Annotated in this window: 11 protein-coding genes; 1 reads left to right on the forward strand and 10 read right to left on the reverse strand. The window is 43.0% G+C overall.

The window, feature by feature from the left end; translation table 11 throughout:
* Positions 1–31 precede the first annotated feature (31 nt).
* The 10 genes from ACRHOZ_RS07430 to ACRHOZ_RS07475 all read right to left on the reverse strand — a co-directional run bounded on the left by ACRHOZ_RS07430 (position 32) and on the right by ACRHOZ_RS07475 (position 13,760).
* The gene (locus ACRHOZ_RS07430) at positions 32–2,773 is read right to left on the reverse strand and encodes an Ig-like domain-containing protein (RefSeq protein ID WP_431124059.1); all 2,742 of its coding nucleotides are present in this window, start codon (positions 2,771–2,773) and stop codon (positions 32–34) included.
* Between the two features lie 200 nt (positions 2,774–2,973).
* Positions 2,974–4,158, reverse strand: a complete 1,185-nt coding sequence (locus ACRHOZ_RS07435) for an OmpA family protein (protein WP_431124061.1) — start codon at positions 4,156–4,158, stop codon at positions 2,974–2,976.
* Between the two features lie 119 nt (positions 4,159–4,277).
* On the reverse strand, positions 4,278–4,694 hold the full coding sequence (locus tag ACRHOZ_RS07440; RefSeq protein ID WP_431124064.1) for a hypothetical protein: 417 nt from the start codon (positions 4,692–4,694) through the stop codon (positions 4,278–4,280).
* 36 nt (positions 4,695–4,730) lie between these two features.
* Positions 4,731–5,873 (reverse strand): N-acetyl-alpha-D-glucosaminyl L-malate synthase BshA, encoded by a 1,143-nt coding sequence (gene bshA, locus ACRHOZ_RS07445; RefSeq protein WP_431124067.1) that lies wholly within the window; start codon positions 5,871–5,873, stop codon positions 4,731–4,733.
* A 29-nt stretch (positions 5,874–5,902) separates the two neighbouring features.
* Positions 5,903–8,818 (reverse strand): glycoside hydrolase family 3 N-terminal domain-containing protein, encoded by a 2,916-nt coding sequence (locus ACRHOZ_RS07450; protein ID WP_431124070.1) that lies wholly within the window; start codon positions 8,816–8,818, stop codon positions 5,903–5,905.
* A gap of 92 nt (positions 8,819–8,910) precedes the next feature.
* Positions 8,911–9,393 carry an ABC transporter ATPase gene (locus ACRHOZ_RS07455; RefSeq protein WP_431124072.1) on the reverse strand — a complete coding sequence of 161 codons (483 nt, stop codon included), beginning with the start codon at positions 9,391–9,393 and terminating at the stop codon, positions 8,911–8,913.
* 2 nt (positions 9,394–9,395) lie between these two features.
* Positions 9,396–10,181: a (Fe-S)-binding protein gene (locus tag ACRHOZ_RS07460; protein ID WP_431124075.1), complete on the reverse strand. Its 786-nt coding sequence runs from the start codon at positions 10,179–10,181 to the stop codon at positions 9,396–9,398.
* Positions 10,182–10,191: 10 nt separating this feature from the next.
* The gene (locus ACRHOZ_RS07465; RefSeq protein ID WP_431124078.1) at positions 10,192–11,514 is read right to left on the reverse strand and encodes a 4Fe-4S dicluster domain-containing protein; all 1,323 of its coding nucleotides are present in this window, start codon (positions 11,512–11,514) and stop codon (positions 10,192–10,194) included.
* A 3-nt stretch (positions 11,515–11,517) separates the two neighbouring features.
* Positions 11,518–12,483, reverse strand: a complete 966-nt coding sequence (locus ACRHOZ_RS07470; RefSeq protein ID WP_431124081.1) for an MlaD family protein — start codon at positions 12,481–12,483, stop codon at positions 11,518–11,520.
* Between the two features lie 71 nt (positions 12,484–12,554).
* Positions 12,555–13,760 (reverse strand): N-acetylmuramoyl-L-alanine amidase family protein, encoded by a 1,206-nt coding sequence (locus tag ACRHOZ_RS07475; RefSeq protein ID WP_431124083.1) that lies wholly within the window; start codon positions 13,758–13,760, stop codon positions 12,555–12,557.
* Positions 13,761–14,022: 262 nt separating this feature from the next.
* Between ACRHOZ_RS07475 and ACRHOZ_RS07480 the strand changes: the two genes are divergently transcribed.
* Positions 14,023–16,587 carry a putative LPS assembly protein LptD gene (locus ACRHOZ_RS07480; protein WP_431124086.1) on the forward strand — a complete coding sequence of 855 codons (2,565 nt, stop codon included), beginning with the start codon at positions 14,023–14,025 and terminating at the stop codon, positions 16,585–16,587.
* The last annotated feature ends 24 nt before the right edge of the window (positions 16,588–16,611 follow it).

Consider the following 16,611-nt stretch of genomic DNA (forward strand, 5'->3'; position numbering starts at 1 on the left):
ATTTTTTCGTTAGTTCTTATTGTGTGTCCTATCATCTTTTAATGACCTTATAATGGGTCAGTGAATTTATTGTGGTCACTGTCAAAAAGTAAACTCCTTGGGACAGTGACGAAATATTCGTCTTGACAAATCCGTTTGCATCTGTTTCCAGGTTGTGAACGGCCACCAAAGCTCCGTTGGTGTCAAAAACGCTTAATTGTACTTTTTCAAAACCTTCAATCCCCACATACACATTCAAATCAGATTCATCTACGGGATTGGGGTATACATAACCTTCTGATCCAACAATGATCAGCTTTTCATAAATACCTTGGCAATCTTCCTCTGTACTGATTCTTATTTCGTTCTCATTCTTGTCAAGGTTCAATGTGATATCACTCTCGGATGTTTTAAAGATTTCCCCATTGAGCTCCACCGTATACAAGTCCGATCCTGAAAGTTTCAATTCCACCTGATTCTCTGCTGTGACTGCACTGAGATTAACACTCAATGGCTCAACACCCGGTACTTGAAGGGTATAACACTGTTCAAAATTGAAAGCACCGGTTATGGTAATACACAATCCATATGTTCCAGAGGGAAGATTCCCAAACTCCAAATTTTGTGTGAACTGCTCGCTTTCGAGCTCTGTTCCCGCATCATTTGTTAGTACCGCAGAATAATTTAAAATGGCTTTGGCGCTTACCGAAATACTCCCATTTCCGCTTCCAATACAGGACTCACCGGTTACCATGACCTCGAAATTATCGGCATCCAAGGGAATGGTACATCCATTTTCATCTACTACAGCACCCGGAGCGGTGTCATCACAGTCATCTTCCAAATTGGGTATCCCATCGTTATCCATATCATCATCACAACTATCCCCTATTCCATCAAGATCAAAATCTTCTTGCCCCGGATTGGGAGTTGCGGGGCAATTATCATCTTCATTGGCAATTCCGTCATTGTCCATATCATTGTTCGAAGAAAAATCATATGGGTCAGTTCCGTTGGTCACTTCATCTCCGTTGCTTGAACCGTCTCCGTCACAGTCCGCAGCGCTCCATATACCATTTGAAGCATTGTAACCTGTGTATCCGGCACTTTGTACGGGATCACAGGGATTGTTCAAATCTGTTCCATTGTTGGTCTCGTTGTCATCATCAATGCCATCGCCATCGGTATCACCGGAAATCTGATAGGGGTCGGTCCCGTTGGAATCCTCGTCCCCGTTGCTCACCCCATCGCCGTCACAGTCTGCGACACTCCAGACGCCATTGGAGGCATTGTAACCTGTATATCCGGCACTCTGTACGGGATCACAGGGATTGTTCAAATCTGTTCCATCGTTGGTCTCGTTATCATCATCAATGCCGTCGCCATCGATATCACCGGAAATCTGATAGGGATCCGTCCCGTTGGAATCCTCGTCCCCATTGCTTACCCCATCACCGTCACAGTCCGCGGCACTCCAAATGCCATTGGAAGCATTATAACCTGTGTATCCGACGCTCTGAACAGGATCACAAGGGTTGTTCAAATCCGTTCCGTCATTGGTCTCGTTATCATCATCAACACCGTCGCCATCGGCATCACCGGAAACTTGGTAGGGGTCCGTCCCGTTGGAATCCTCGTTCCCATTGCTCACCCCATCGCCGTCACAGTCTGCGGTACTCCAGATGCCATTGGAGGCATTATATCCCGTGTATCCAGCTGCCTGAACCGGGAGGCAAGGATCAAGCGCCGCTGCCGGATTAGCTTCAAGATTGTCCGTTATGCCATCTCCGTCTGTGTCATCGTTTACCGTGATTGTTGCAGTATCAGTGTAGCCTCCGTCATCCGTAGTAACTGTAATTATTGCAGTCCCTGACGAAAGAGTATTTACCAGCCCATTGGTTACTGTTGCAACCGCTAAATTATCACTGCTCCACATTACCGTTTGATTGGTTGCATTGTTTGGAATTACCGTCGCAACCAAGGTCACGGATTCTCCAGTAGTCAGGCTTTCTGCGTTTGAAGACAGACTTACCCCTGTTACCGCAATATTTGAAGTTAGAGGATCTGGCACTGCTCCACCATTAACCCAGTAAGAAGCTCTGCCACTCATAAAATCAGATAGAAGTGTGCGTCCCGCTACTGAAGGGTGAATACCATCAAAACCTGGTCCTCCAATATCAAAATAGGTGGTATAATTTTGATGGGTGAAATTGTAAAGGTCGACAATCGGATTCCCATCAATATTAATCTGTGAAGGGGTATTGGCCAGTATCTTCGGAATCAAAATTTCCCGATTGTAAGGCAAGCTACCCAATTCTTGATTATTTGCAATATCCTCTGCGATGGAATAGGTTCTAAAAGTAATGGGCATAAGAATTACATCCTCTTTCCGTGTTTGTCCAATAGCCGTGATAAGCGCATCGTAATCATCGCTAATACTTTGAAGCTCTGCTGGGGTGGCCGTACTGTAAGGTCTTGTGGTACTTACATTATTACCCCCAATATGAATCATGAACAAGGTATTGGTGGTATAGGTGCTCATTGCAGTTTGCACCTCTGTAATTATATCATTGATTTCATAGCCACTAAAACCGTAGCCATATACATCGACATTCACTCCATTAGCCTGCCATTCTGCTGTCCTGGTAGCGTTGGGATTATTTAGGTCCTGGCCAAAAGTCTGTTCAACAATAGAGGCACCAATAATAACAACCTTGTCATATTGGCCAAAGACCGATGATGAGATAATAAAGGCAAGTAGTAGTAAAAATTTACCAAATACTTTCTTTTTCATGTCTTAATTAGTGTTCTTGTAGGCCAACCAAATGGGGTAAAAATACCAATTGCAATCATTCCATCGGCAACCTTCTAATTTAGCTTCTTTTTTTTAAAGATTCATTACATATTTTAAGTTGCAATCTTCTTTAACTATTAGCTTTTATCTTGCATTTCTAAACAAAATCCCTTTGCTTCAAACCACGATCAGGATTCCCATTAATCCAATGCTTGGATAATAAACTCTGACCTTCTATTTTTAGAATGCTTTTCCTCTGAACAAGGTGTATTGTCATCGCATTCATTTTTCAATCTGCTTTCTCCAAACCCCTCATTCAGCACCTTGTCTTCAGATACTCCCTTGCCCACTATATACTCCCATGTGCGTTTGGCCCTTCGTTCCGATAACCATTGGTTATAATGGTCGCTTCCCCTAGAATCCGTATGCCCTTCAATTTTAATTATCAAAGATGGATTGTCCGTTAAAATCTGTGCTAGCTGGTCCAGTACTTGCTTATCCCTTCGAGTCAGATAGGAAGAATTCAAGCTAAAGAACACATTGCCCAGGCTTTCAATATCACTTCTTATCTTGGCTCTGCGTGCTTCTTGGGCTTCTTTTTTGGCTTTCTCAGCGGCTGCCAATTCAGCTGCCTCCTTTTCTCTTTTTAATCGTTCTGCCAACAGGCGTGCTTCTTCCTCTGCTCTTTGTTGTTCCGCTATGGAATCTTGGATGCGCTGTTGCTCTTTTTCAATTTCGTCCAACAATGCCTTCTTTTCCTCACCTTTTCTGGAAAGTCCTTTTTCGGTTGCAAAGCGATAAGCCAACCCAACTGCATGCTGAATGTGATTGGAAGAGTTTTCGGTATTCATGGTCCATTTACCTGTGGAGCTAAAATCCAGTCCCCAATGCTCCGAAAACCAGGTCCTAAAGCCCAAAATGGCATTGTATGTTCCCCTACCTTGATTATTGGCATCTGCGTACCCTGCTCCAACGCCCACATACGGATCAAAGAAACCCGTTTCGCCCAAAATCATATTAAGATCATAGCTGAGTCTAAAATCCAGCCCAAGATAGTCTATATCCTCAGTGTTGATTTGATTATCCACAACTTTGCCTTCTTTGTACTTGTTATAAGTGGCAATTGCTTCCAAACCAATTCCATTTTTAAGATACCTCCCTATGCTAATCCGAGATGGGTAAGGAACCGTATTCCAGCTATCCTCAATATCAAAAAGGCTTCCAAATTCGTCACCGGAATCGTCAACGAAATTGGTTCCCACTGTAAAAATCCAAGAACTTTTTACGATACTGTCCTTTGCAGTCAATTCTGGCTGCTCCTGTGCATTCAAATGAAGAGAAATCAAGCACATAGCCAAAATGAGCAGCGTTCTCAAAGTTTTCATAGCTGTGATTTGAGGTTATCTATGACAAAACTAAATTAAAGAGGGCAATTTACCAGTTTTGTACTTTCAAGTACCTCAATTTTTCGATAATAAGATGAAAGGCAAAAAGTATCGATAAGCTACCTCGCAACTTTCTGAATATCTACCTTTTTGGTAGTCAGAGGCATCTTAAATACGTAGAAGGGATTTGAGATTACGGTGGTTTGAATTTCTTCTTTGGAAGCGCTGCCCAATTCCAAAGCCAAAGACACGTCCGTATCCGTTTCGGCCACCCGTGCAATTACTGGTTTTGGTTGACCTTGATAATCGCCCAAACAAACCACAATAACCATTTCTTGGGAAAAATCCACCACAGGTACGGGAAGGCCAGGCTTTCGTGTTCTGTTGATTCGTGAATAGAACTTGTTAAGGGACTTGGTATCCTTAATGGCCCCTGCTTCATATTCCTGTATGCCGCTAAAACCATCCTGGGCTATCAGCACAATGTCTGGGTCGCCTTGGGACTGACCCTCTTTCTGTGCTTTACAGGAAGCCATGCAAACAAGTATAATCAACAGCGCGTACTTCATACATCAATAGGTGTTCTTAAATCTGTACTTATAGGCTTTTTCATAAACCTCCTCATACAAGGGCAAAATATTCAAAATATCGAACTTAGACGCCACTTTGAAAGCGTTTTCCTTGAATTTTTCCAAAACTTCGTCATTACGAAGGATTTCCAATGCTTTTGCTGCCATGGTATCCACATCCCCAACATCTGCCAAATAACCTGATATTCCTTCCTTGTTCACCTCTGGAATACCACCGGTATTACTGGATACGACCGCTACCCTATTGATCATGGCTTCCAAGGCCGCCAAACCAAAGCTTTCTGATTCCGAAGGCAATAAAAACAAATCACTAAAACAGAGAATCCTATCAATTTCCGTGCTATTCCCCAGGAAAACCACTTTTTCCTTGATTCCCAAATCGTCGCACTGCTGCTCAGCGTATTCTTTTTCGGGTCCTTCGCCAACCATGATCAACTTGGCAGGAATTTCCTTCTGGACCTTATAAAAAATGTTGATGACATCCGGGATGCGTTTTACCTTTCTAAAATTACTGATGTGCGTGATGATCCGCTCATCATCATTGGCCATTAACGATCGTTGGCAGTCCGTGTAATCCTGACTGTATTTGGAGCTGTCTATAAAGTTAGGGATGACCTCTATTTCCTTTTCAATTGTAAAGGTGTCCAAAGTGCTCTGCTTCAACGCTTCGGAGACAGAAGTTACGACATCGGATTTATTGATGCTAAAGGTAACCGCCGGTTTATAAAAAGGATGTTTACCTACTAAGGTAATATCTGTGCCGTGCAGGGTGGTGATCATTGGGATAAAAACCCCTTCTTCCTGTAGCATCTTTTTAGCCATAAATCCAGCGTAGGCATGCGGAATGGCATAATGTACATGCAAGAGCTCAATCCCGTAGAATTTAACCGTATCCACCAATTTGCTGGATAAAGCCAATTCATATGGCTGATAATGGAACAAGGGATATTCTGGCACATGCACCTCATGAAAATGGATGTTGTTGCCCAACAACTCCAAGCGAACTGGCTGTTTATAGGTTATAAAATGTATCTCGTGTCCGCGTTCGGCCAGGGCGATTCCCAATTCGGTAGCTACAACACCACTACCACCAAAAGTGGGATAACAAACTATTGCAATTTTCATAGGAACAAATCTAAAGCAATATTTACATTCTAATTTATAATGGAATCATAAATAGCTTGCTGAATTCGGGTACGCAGTCCTGATTTTACCAAAAGTGTGTTGGATGCCGAAGGGTAAGTTCTATTGGATAAAAACACATAAACCAACTCCTCATCCGGGTCTGCCCAAGTATAGGTTCCTGTAAATCCGCTATGTCCGAAGCTCTTTCTGGACACACAGCCACAGGTTGGTCCTTTTTCTTTCAGTTGGGGCTTGTCAAAACCTACTCCCCTTCTAACATCCTTATGACAGAAGTAACAGGTGTTGAATTTTTTAATGGTACGCTCATTCAAGAAACGAACACCACCATAGACCCCACCTTGGAGATACATTTGCATGATTTTGGCCACGTCATTGGCATTGCTGAACAAGCCTGCATGGCCCCCAACACCCCCCTGCATGGCCGCTCCCATATCATGCACATACCCTTGAATGGTCTGGTGTCGGTAATAGTTGTCCTCTTCTGAAGGAACTATTTCCTCTTTGGAAAACCTATCCAAAGGATTAAACGTGGTTCTTCGCAATCCCATGGGAACATACAAAAAGTCATTGACCAACTTATCTATGGATTCTCCATAAGTTTCTTCTATGTACTTTTTAAATACATAGTAGGCAACATCGCTATAACGGTATCTGTTGGACTTTAACTCTTGGCGCCCAATCCTATTGTATATGGAATCCTTATAGGCATCGGTTAAATAAAGGTTGTCCGCCACTTTATACGAAAATCCTTCTGTAGGTGTGTTTCTATAAAAATCAGGGGAAGGTTTCCTATTTTTGGTCAAAGTCTGGATATAAAATGCAATCCAGGCTGGAAGTCGACCGTAATGCGACAAGGCTTTTAGTACAGTTACATCCTTTAATTCGGTTTCCTCATACTCTGGCACCAATTCCTTGAAGGTATTGTTCAATGCTATTTTTCCTTCCTCTTCCATCTTCATTATCATGGGCAACGTGGATAGGATTTTAGTCAAGGAAGCCAAATCATAGATATGGGATTCTTCGATTATCTCTTCCGAGTTGTAGGTAGGTTTTCCGAAGTTCTTATGATAAACCACCTTTCCCTTTTTTGCAATCAACACCTGCGCGCCAGGGTACATCAAAGAATCCAGTCCTTGTCTTACCAAACTGTCCACAGCAGCCAGTTTTCCAGAACTCATTCCCACCCTTTCCGGGATGGTATACCCCAATCGTTGCAGTGGTTGGAGTTGAATCCCTGTATTTACCGGAAAATCTGGATGGGCAGATACTGGTAGCTTTCCATTGGCCCCGACAGCCCCAAAAATGACCTCAGCGACACTTTCTTGGGCAATCTTGCTATTTTGATATCCTACCACCAAGGCATCGATGGTATCAAATTTGGCTACGTCCAATAGTGCGTACGGCTTTGCAAAAAGTGCCAGTATCGTGTTGCTGGTTCGCAATCTTGAAATTTCCTGCAGCCAGAACAATTCGTTTTTGGAAAATTTATAGGATTTCCAAGGGCTCGAATTGTTTTTATGGAACCCTATGATCACCAAATTAAATAGGGTCAATTGATTTCGATAGCCCGCTGCATCCTTGGCCTTTATCTCTGTCACCTCTGCATATTGATTCAAGGTTTGGAGAAATGTATCGCCCGAATCATCGCCAAAATGGACATAAGCAATTTTTTTGTTCTCCAATTTCTTGATGGGCAGCAATGAAAAATTGTTTTTAGCCACCGTTATGGCGTTTTCCAAGGCCTCTTCGTGGAGCACATCATTATCCACAGTATTTAAATCTTCATAAAGCCCATCCAGCTTAATGGGTCTGTATTCATGAAGACCGGCCTTATACTTGGCCATCAAAATCTTTTTGACGGATGTTGATAATCTCAATTCGGTAACAATCCCTCGATTGTAGGCTTCCACAAGCTTATCCTTGGCCTGAAGTACATTTTTGGGCATCAAGAGCATATCATTCCCAGCCAGAAAGGCGTTGAGTTCCACTTCCCCCTCTGGTGCAAATTCTGCAACCGCATTCATGTTTAGGGCATCCGTAATCACCAGCCCCTTAAATCCCAATTCATTTTGTAAAAGCTCTGTTATCACCTGATCGGAAAGAGAAGAAGGCAGTCCCGCCCTCAAAAATTCCACCTGGGGCACCTCCAAATGCGCCACCATTACAGAACTAAGCCCGTTATCAATCAATGATTTAAATGGAAACAGTTCCACAGTATCCAACCGCTGCTTGGTCGACTCAATTATAGGAAGGGATTTATGGGAGTCCGTTGCCGTGTCGCCATGACCGGGAAAGTGTTTTCCACAGGATAAAACCCCTGCCCTTTCCATACCGTCCATAAAAGCAATACCTTTCTGCGCAACACTTTTGGGATCTTCTCCAAAGGAACGATTCCCTATAATGGGATTCTGTGGGTTGTTATTTACGTCGATATCCGGCGCAAAATTGATGTGAACTCCTAATCTTTTGGCGTGTTTTCCAATTTGAAAACCTATTTTTTCAATAATACAGCTATCCTTGATGGCTCCCAGGGTCATATTCCAAGGGAAAGCATGGGTAGAGTCCAAACGCATGGCAAGTCCCCATTCGGCATCCAGGCCTACCAGCAGTGGTGTTTTGGAAGCTTCTTGAAATTCATTGGTTAGTTTAGCTTGACGAACTGGACCTCCCCTTGAAAAGACCACCCCACCAATATGATGCTCGGTAATCAACTGCTTGATTTTGTCACTGGCCTCCCTATCCTGGTTGGATGTGGCCATGACCATAAACAACTGCCCAATCCGCTCTTCCAACGTCATGGCATTGTACTGGGCATCTACCCAGTTCTGTTGTGCCAAAGTATCGTTGGCCACCAACGGATTCTGTTGGGCCTGCATACTAATTAGAACAAAGAAAAAGAGGGGAAGGTAAAAGTTTATCCGCATAAGTAACATTCTAGGGCATATACTTATTGCTGATAAAAATATTGCATTTCATCGAACAATGCACTGAAATTGGGATAATTTACAGATATCATCTATAAAAAACGGGAATGCCAGCTTTCTTCGGCAGGAACTTCCCAATGTTCCATATACTCCAATTTGTTGGCCACAAGGTTGTTAAAAACAATGGTGTTTTTGGAAATGGACTTGGCTTTTGCCATTTTTTTGAAGTCTTTCAAAGATTTATATGCAATGAACTCTCCTTGCTTGAAAGAGACATTCATTCGATCCATGAGTTCCACACCATGTTTTTGTTCCAAGCTCTGTATAAAATGGACAGATGCATCTATGGAACAGCCTGAAGCACTTGACTGGGACTGATCCAAACCAATGATGATAAAACGTTTGTACCGAATCTCGAAACCTGCTTGTAAATCGCTTCCGTGAGCTGTCCATTCCTGTAAGAAACCGGATAGTCCAGCTTCAATTTCCTTCAGTTCGTGCTCTGTAAAGCTTCGGTTGGACTGATAAATCCATATTCTTGAATTATCCGCAAGGGATTCAAAGTCAATTAGCATGTTTAAATAGAATTTGCAATAAGTTCGGCCACATCCAAAACAGTAACACTTTCCTCTTTTTCATGGGCCTTAATTCCGTCCGTCATCATGGTATTGCAATACGGGCATCCCGTGGCAATGATATGGGGCTTGGTTTCCAAGGCGTCCTTGGTTCTCATTACATTAATGTCCATATCCCCTTTTTCCGGTTCCTTGAACATCTGTGCCCCACCGGCTCCGCAACACAGTGCAGTTTTCTTATGGCGTTTCATTTCCACTATATCCGCGTTGGTTTTCTGGAGCACCTCTCTTGGTGCCTCATAGACCGAGTTGGCCCTTCCCAAATAGCAAGGGTCGTGAAAAGTGATGCGTTTTTCTTTGTAGACTTGGCCTTCCAAGGACAGACGTCCATCATCCAATAATTCCTTGATGTACTGTGTATGATGGACAACTTGGTAGTTCCCTCCCAGACCAGGGTACTCATTTTTTAGGGTATTGAAGGAATGGGGGTCACAGGTTACAATTCGCTTTATTTCGTAGCCATTTAGAATTTCAATGTTCATCATGGCCTGCATTTGGAACAGAAATTCGTTACCCGCACGCTTGGCCACATCCCCAGTACAACTTTCCTCTGGCCCCAAAACTGCAAAGTCCACATTGGCTTGGTTCAATATTTTCACAAAAGCCCTGGAAATCTTTTTGGCCCTATCATCATAACTGCCAGCAGAACCCACCCAAAACAATATTTCGGGCTGTTTGCCTTCAGCCATAAACTCTTCCATGGTCTTCACCGTAAGTACTTCACTCATAGGACTTCATTTATTCGTTTACCCAGTTCAATCGGTCCATTTGATTATAAGGCCAAGGCGCCCCGTTGTTTTCAATATTGGACATCATATTGTTCAATTCTGTTGGCGCAGCGGACTGCTCCATGACCAAATACCTTCTCATCTCTACAATTATTGAAAGAGGATCTATGCTAACGGGACAGGCTTCCACACAGGCATTGCATGTGGTACAGGCCCAGAGTTCCTCTCTGGTAATATAGTCATCCAATAATTGTTTTCCATCCGATACAAACTCGCCTTTGTTGGCATCCATAATCTTGCCCACTTCCTCCAATCGGTCACGGGTATCCATCATAATCTTTCTGGGTGAAAGCTTTTTTCCGGTTTGGTTGGCCGGACATTCCGAGGTACATCTACCGCATTCCGTACAGGTATAGGCGTTCATCAACTGTACCCAGCTCAAATCCATAACATCCGAAGCTCCAAATTTCTCGGGTTCGGGGGCGTCATCAGCTGGAGCAGCATAAGGATCAGCCGATGGATCCATCATCAACTTAACTTCATTGGTCACCGCTTCCAAATTATTGAATTGCCCTTGTGGACTCAACTTTCCATAGAACGTATTGGGAAAGGCCAAAATGATATGGAGGTGCTTGGAGTAATAGAGGTAATTCAAAAAAGCAAGAATGCCCAAAATATGAATCCACCAGGCACTCCGTTCAATCAAAATCAAAGTGGAAATAGAAAAATCCTGGAACAGGCCAGCTATATATTGACTGACAGGAAAAGCTCCCGCCTTAACATAATGCGGAGCATCCAGCTGCTGCAATTGAAAATCAGCCGCATTCATGGTAAGGAACAGGCACATAAGCACCGTTTCTATATATAGGATAATATTCCCGTCCTTTTTGGGCCAACCTTCCATTTCTGGCTTGATAAAACGCTGTAGTTTGATCGTATTTCTTCGAATCCAAAAAACTACTACCGAAACAATGACCAATACGGCCAAAATTTCAAAAGAACCAATCAAGAAGTCATAAACAGCTCCCATTGGCGCAAATATGCGATGCGTTCCCAAGATGCCATCCAAGATAATTTCCAGCACCTCAATATTGATGATCAGGAAACCTGCATACACAATAATATGTAAGAGTCCAGCAATAGGTCTGACCACCATTTTGGTTTGACCCAAGGCAATGCGAAGCATGTTTTTCCAACGTTGGGGCTTATGGTCACTTACATCCACGTCCTTTCCCAAGTTGATGTTCCTGGTAAGCTTTTTTACATTTTTGATGAAAAATCCGATTCCAAAAATCAGGGCCAGGGTGAATAAAATATTGGGTAAGTACTCCATCTATTATTCCTGTTTTTGAGCTGCGGGGTCGTTTTCCGGAAGTTCGTAATCCTTCTGTTTTTTCCCAAATACCGAAACATTGACATAACGCTTTGGATTCAATCGGAAATCCTGCAGCAATAAATCGAGTTCCCTAGAAGCGGCCGCTAAGTTGTCATATAATTTGTCGTCTTGGGCCAATTTGCCCAATGACCCCTCCCCTTTCTCTATCTTTTCCAGAACGGCGTTCAACTTTTCAACGGTGGTCTTAAAATTGGATACCGTTCCTGCCAAACCAGCGTTGGCCAAGGAATCTGATAGTTTGGAGAAGTTGGTCGTTATTTTGTCCACATTCTTCAAGGAATTGTCCAGTTGTTCCTTGTTGTTCTCCAACAAGATACTGAACTTGTCCGCGCTTACTTTAAACGATGCTATAAGCTCATTGAGGCCTGCAATGCTCTGTCTTAATTCCATTCGGGTTTGGTCATCAAGCACCTTATTTACATTCATCAATAGGGTGTCAGCGTGGGACACGGCTCCCTCCACCTTCATTTGTAAGGGGGTCAATTTTTGCTGAACCAATTCGGTTAATCCAGGTTTGGTGTTGGTAATTAAGGTATCCCCAGACCTGGCGCTCGGTGCACCATCAAACACTGGGTTGATTTGAATGCCTTTCCCTCCAATGATTCCCGTATCATACAACTCTGCTTTGCTGTTTTTGGAAAATTCAAAGTCATCATTGATGGAAAAAGTGACCAACAATTTACCCGATCCGTCCTTGAATTTGATGCTGTTCACATTGCCAACAGCCAAGCCATTAATGGTTACTTGGGTGCCGGGCTGCAACCCTCCCACATGATCGTAGATGGCATACAGCGTTTTGCTGTCTTCAAATAAGGAGGAGGATTTAAGATAACTAAGGCCAAAAATGAATGCCAGGATTCCAGTAAGTACAATAATCCCAGTTTTAATTTCCCTGGATAGTTTCACAAGGTTCGGTTTACGGTTCTAAACAAAATTAGGAATAATTTTGACAAAGCTACCACGGTTTTAATCACCTCTTATAACACGGTCTTAATAGGTACCCTAACCCCATTTTTGTAAGCCACAATGTAGGAAGTAGTATATCCTTTTGCGTCCGCTTGGGATTTGAGTTTTTTGGCCTGATCAAATGTTGTAGCCTCCCCGTACATATATCGGTACAAGTTCTTGAAAGGTTCTTTGGAAAGCATATCCAATCCCCTAAAGTTCTCTCCTCTCAAGGGAATATTTTTTCCACTGGCCATCAACTGGACTTTAAAAACCACATCACTTTTGGGTGCTGTTTTTATTTCCTCTTTTTTAACCGCGACTGTTTCTTTTTCCTTTGAGGTATTTGTATTTGTACCAACAACTTCTTGTTTGGACTGTCCTTCGTCCTGTGTGGTCATATGTACCGCTCCTGATGAATCTTCGATGACCACTGGAGCGGACGAAGTGTCCGTTACGGTTGATATGTCGTTCTTGTAGCCCAAAATGGCATCGGCTATGGCCTTTCCCATTTCTGCTTGGCCTTTGGACGAATTTAGGTACCCCCCCTCACTCTTATTGGTAAGGAATCCTGCCTCTACCAATACACTGGGCATAAAAGTTTGGTGCAGCACAATGAATCCTGCTTGTTTCACCTTGCGATCCTTCCGCTTCAATCTTTTGGTGAAGTTATCCTGCAACTTCTTACCCAACATAATGCTTTGCTCCAAAAACTCCTCTTGCATAATGGTTAATCCAATTACGGACTCTGGAGAATTGATATCATATTCGGCATAACGCTGCTCATAGTTGTCCTCTAAATAAATCACGGAGTTTTCCTTTTTGGCCACTTCAAAATTTTGACGATTGGCGTGGAGACCAAGAACGAAGGTGCCAGCTCCATAGGCATCCGAGTTATGGGAATCGCAATGCACGGATACAAATAAATCCGCATTGGCCTGATTGGCTACTTCCCCGCGAACAAAAAGATCCACAAAACTGTCATCCTTACGGGTATACACCACCTTAATATCAGGGTGTTTTTCCAACTCCGCTCCTGCTTTGAGGACAATCCCCAATGCGATGTTCTTTTCGAGGTACCCATTACCCAAATTGCCTGGATCATGTCCACCGTGACCAGCATCCAAAACAACCACAAACTTATCTTTAGGAGGTACTTCGGTATCATTATTGGTGAACGAAGTCAGGGGGATAACAATTAAAAGGACTATAAGAAAAGATAACCAACTTTTATTCATAAGAACTATACAATAAAGGTGTTCCGCTAAGGTTAAAAATATTGTAATCCCCAATCAACAGAACAAAAAATATATGTAAGTTTGATCCCAAAAACTGAGCCAAACTAGCACAAAAATAGGATTTATAGCGTTGCAATCAAATAAACATTTTCTAGTTCTCCTATTTGTTCTTCTCGGTAACTTACTAATCCTAAGAGCTCAGGAAGATCCTATTATCCCTTTGCCCATTAAGCCATTGCAGGATAGTATTACGGCGCCTTTAATGCCCGCCAACATACTGAATGATTCTATTACCGTTGATTCCGTGGCCGCTGATAGTGTTCGAGGTAAAAAACCTTTGCTCCTGGACAAAATCAAATATAAGGCCAAGGACTACGTGAAGTTGAGCCAGAAAGATAATAAAATTTACTTATACGACGAGGCTGAAATTTATTACCAGGACACCGAATTAAAGGCCGGTGTCATTGTAATGGACTACGTTAAAAACGAAGTATATGCCGGCCGCTTAAAAGACTCCACCGGTACCTACTCCCAGTTGCCTTTTTTTAAACAAGGAACCAATGAAGTAAGACCGGATTCCATTCGTTTTAATTTTGACACGCAAAAGGCCCTTATCTGGAATTCCCGCTCGGAGCAGCAAGCTGGTTTGGGAAAACTGGGTAGTGATGCCATGAAGGTGTATGCGGAAGTGACCAAAAAGGAAAACGACTCTGTTTACTTCTTAAGTGAAGGAAAATTGACAACGTCCAAGGATACGGTTGACCCGGATTACTACATCAGAATTCGGAAAGCCAAGTTTGTTCCCAAACAGAAAATTATAGCTGGGTACAGTAATCTTTATATTGTTGACGTCCCAACCCCTATAGCGTTGCCTTTTGCGTATTTCCCATTAAGTCAGGGACGGGAAGGGGGGCTTATTTTTCCAACGTTCGGAAACGACCCGCAGCGGGGGTATTTTATCCAAAATGGGGGGTATTATATCCCCATTGGCGATGTCGCGGACATTGCAATTACGGGGGATTATTACACCAACGGCAGTTACGGTTTCCGATCGGCAACCCGTTATCGTAAAAGGTATAAGTTCAATGGGGGCATCAATATTAGTTATGAAAACCTGATCAGAAGCCAGAAAGGATTTGATGATTTTAGCCGTACCAGCAACTACAACATCCGAATACAACATACCCAGGATCCCAAGGCAAGTCCGTACTCAAGATTCTCGGCATCGGTAAACTTGGGTAGTAGCCAGTTCTTTACCAACTCGCTTAATCAGGTAAACAGATCCAATACACAGACCAACACTTTTGCGTCTTCCATTAGTTATTCCAAGACGTTTCCGGCCTATCCTTCAGTCAACACTAGTTTGACCCTGACGCACTCGCAAAACTCCAGAACCCAAGCCATAAGCATGTCCTTACCGACATTTCAGGCCAGTATGGAACGTATTTTTCCTTTGGCCAAACGAGATGGAATTAAAAAAGGAATCCTTCAAAATATCAACTTTCAGTATGACGTTAATGCTCAAAACAGCATAACCACAACGGAGGAGGACTTTTTTACAAGTAAGATGTTCGAGGATGCCCGTGTTGGGGCCAGACACCGCATCCCTATCGGGACCAACTTCAAAGTGGCCAAATACCTCAGCGTAAGCTTGAATGGTAATTATGAGGACGTATGGACTTTGGAGACCATAAACCGTAGGTTTGATGAAGAAGAGCAAACCGTGGTAACCGATACCATCGCGGGGTTTGACCGATTTAACCGCTATAGCATGGGAGCCAGTATTGGAACCGTGCTGTACGGAACCTTTAATCGTGGAGAGGACAAAAAGATCCAGGCCATAAGACATACCATCAGACCTTCCATAAGCTATAACTATTCGCCCTCCTTTGAAAAATTCTATGAGACCTATACGGATGGTGATAACAACGAAGTGCAATACACTCCTTTTGAAACCAGTATTTATGGTAGACCTTCCCTAAGTAGAGGAAATTCCATTGGCTTTGCCATTCAGAATACCTTGGAGGCCAAGGTACGGGATAAAGACTCCACGGTTCTGGAACCCAAGAAAGTGCAGATATTGAGCAACCTCAGCTTCTCTACCAATTATAATTTTGAAGCGGATTCCCTTAAGTTAAGTCCGGTGAATGTTAGTGGGGCCACCCAAATAATCAAAAATGTCCCCATCAACTTCTCGGCCACCTTGGATCCTTATGCCATAGATAATAATGGGAGACGTATAAACACCTTTAATATTAAAAATGGCGGTGGTCTCTTTAGGCTAACCTCGGCTAGATTGAACACCGGTTTTAGGTTGGACAGCGAAATGTTCAAGAAAGGAGGAAAGAAAAGTGAGGATGATTCCAAGGACAGAGATCCTGATTACAGTGCCAACCCCTTTGAATTAAAGGGAGCCAGGGATGGGGAATTCCAATTTGATCGGGATGAACGGGAAACCGACGATGATGTAAATAATCCATTATATGCCAATGAAATTCCGTGGGATATGCGGATTACCTACGTGGCCACATATAATAACAGCAACAGGCAAAACGAAATTACCAACCATTCCATCATGTTCAATGGAAATGTGAAGCTAACCCCAAAATGGGAGGTTGGTGTCACTTCTGGTTACGATATTAAGAACAAAGGATTTGCCGATACCCGATTTGCATTTAAACGGGATTTGGACAGTTTTAGGTTGAGCTTTGATTGGACACCTTTTGGGCGCTTTGAGCGTTGGTACTTTTTCATTGGTATAAAAGCCAATATTTTGAGTGACCTGAAATGGGAAAACCGAAGTCAACCTTTTAGAAGCGTGAGGTAAATTCGCTAACTTGTTAACATTAGC

The sequence above is a fragment of the Flagellimonas flava genome (assembly GCF_050617915.1).
GTDB lineage: Bacteria > Bacteroidota > Bacteroidia > Flavobacteriales > Flavobacteriaceae > Flagellimonas > Flagellimonas flava_A.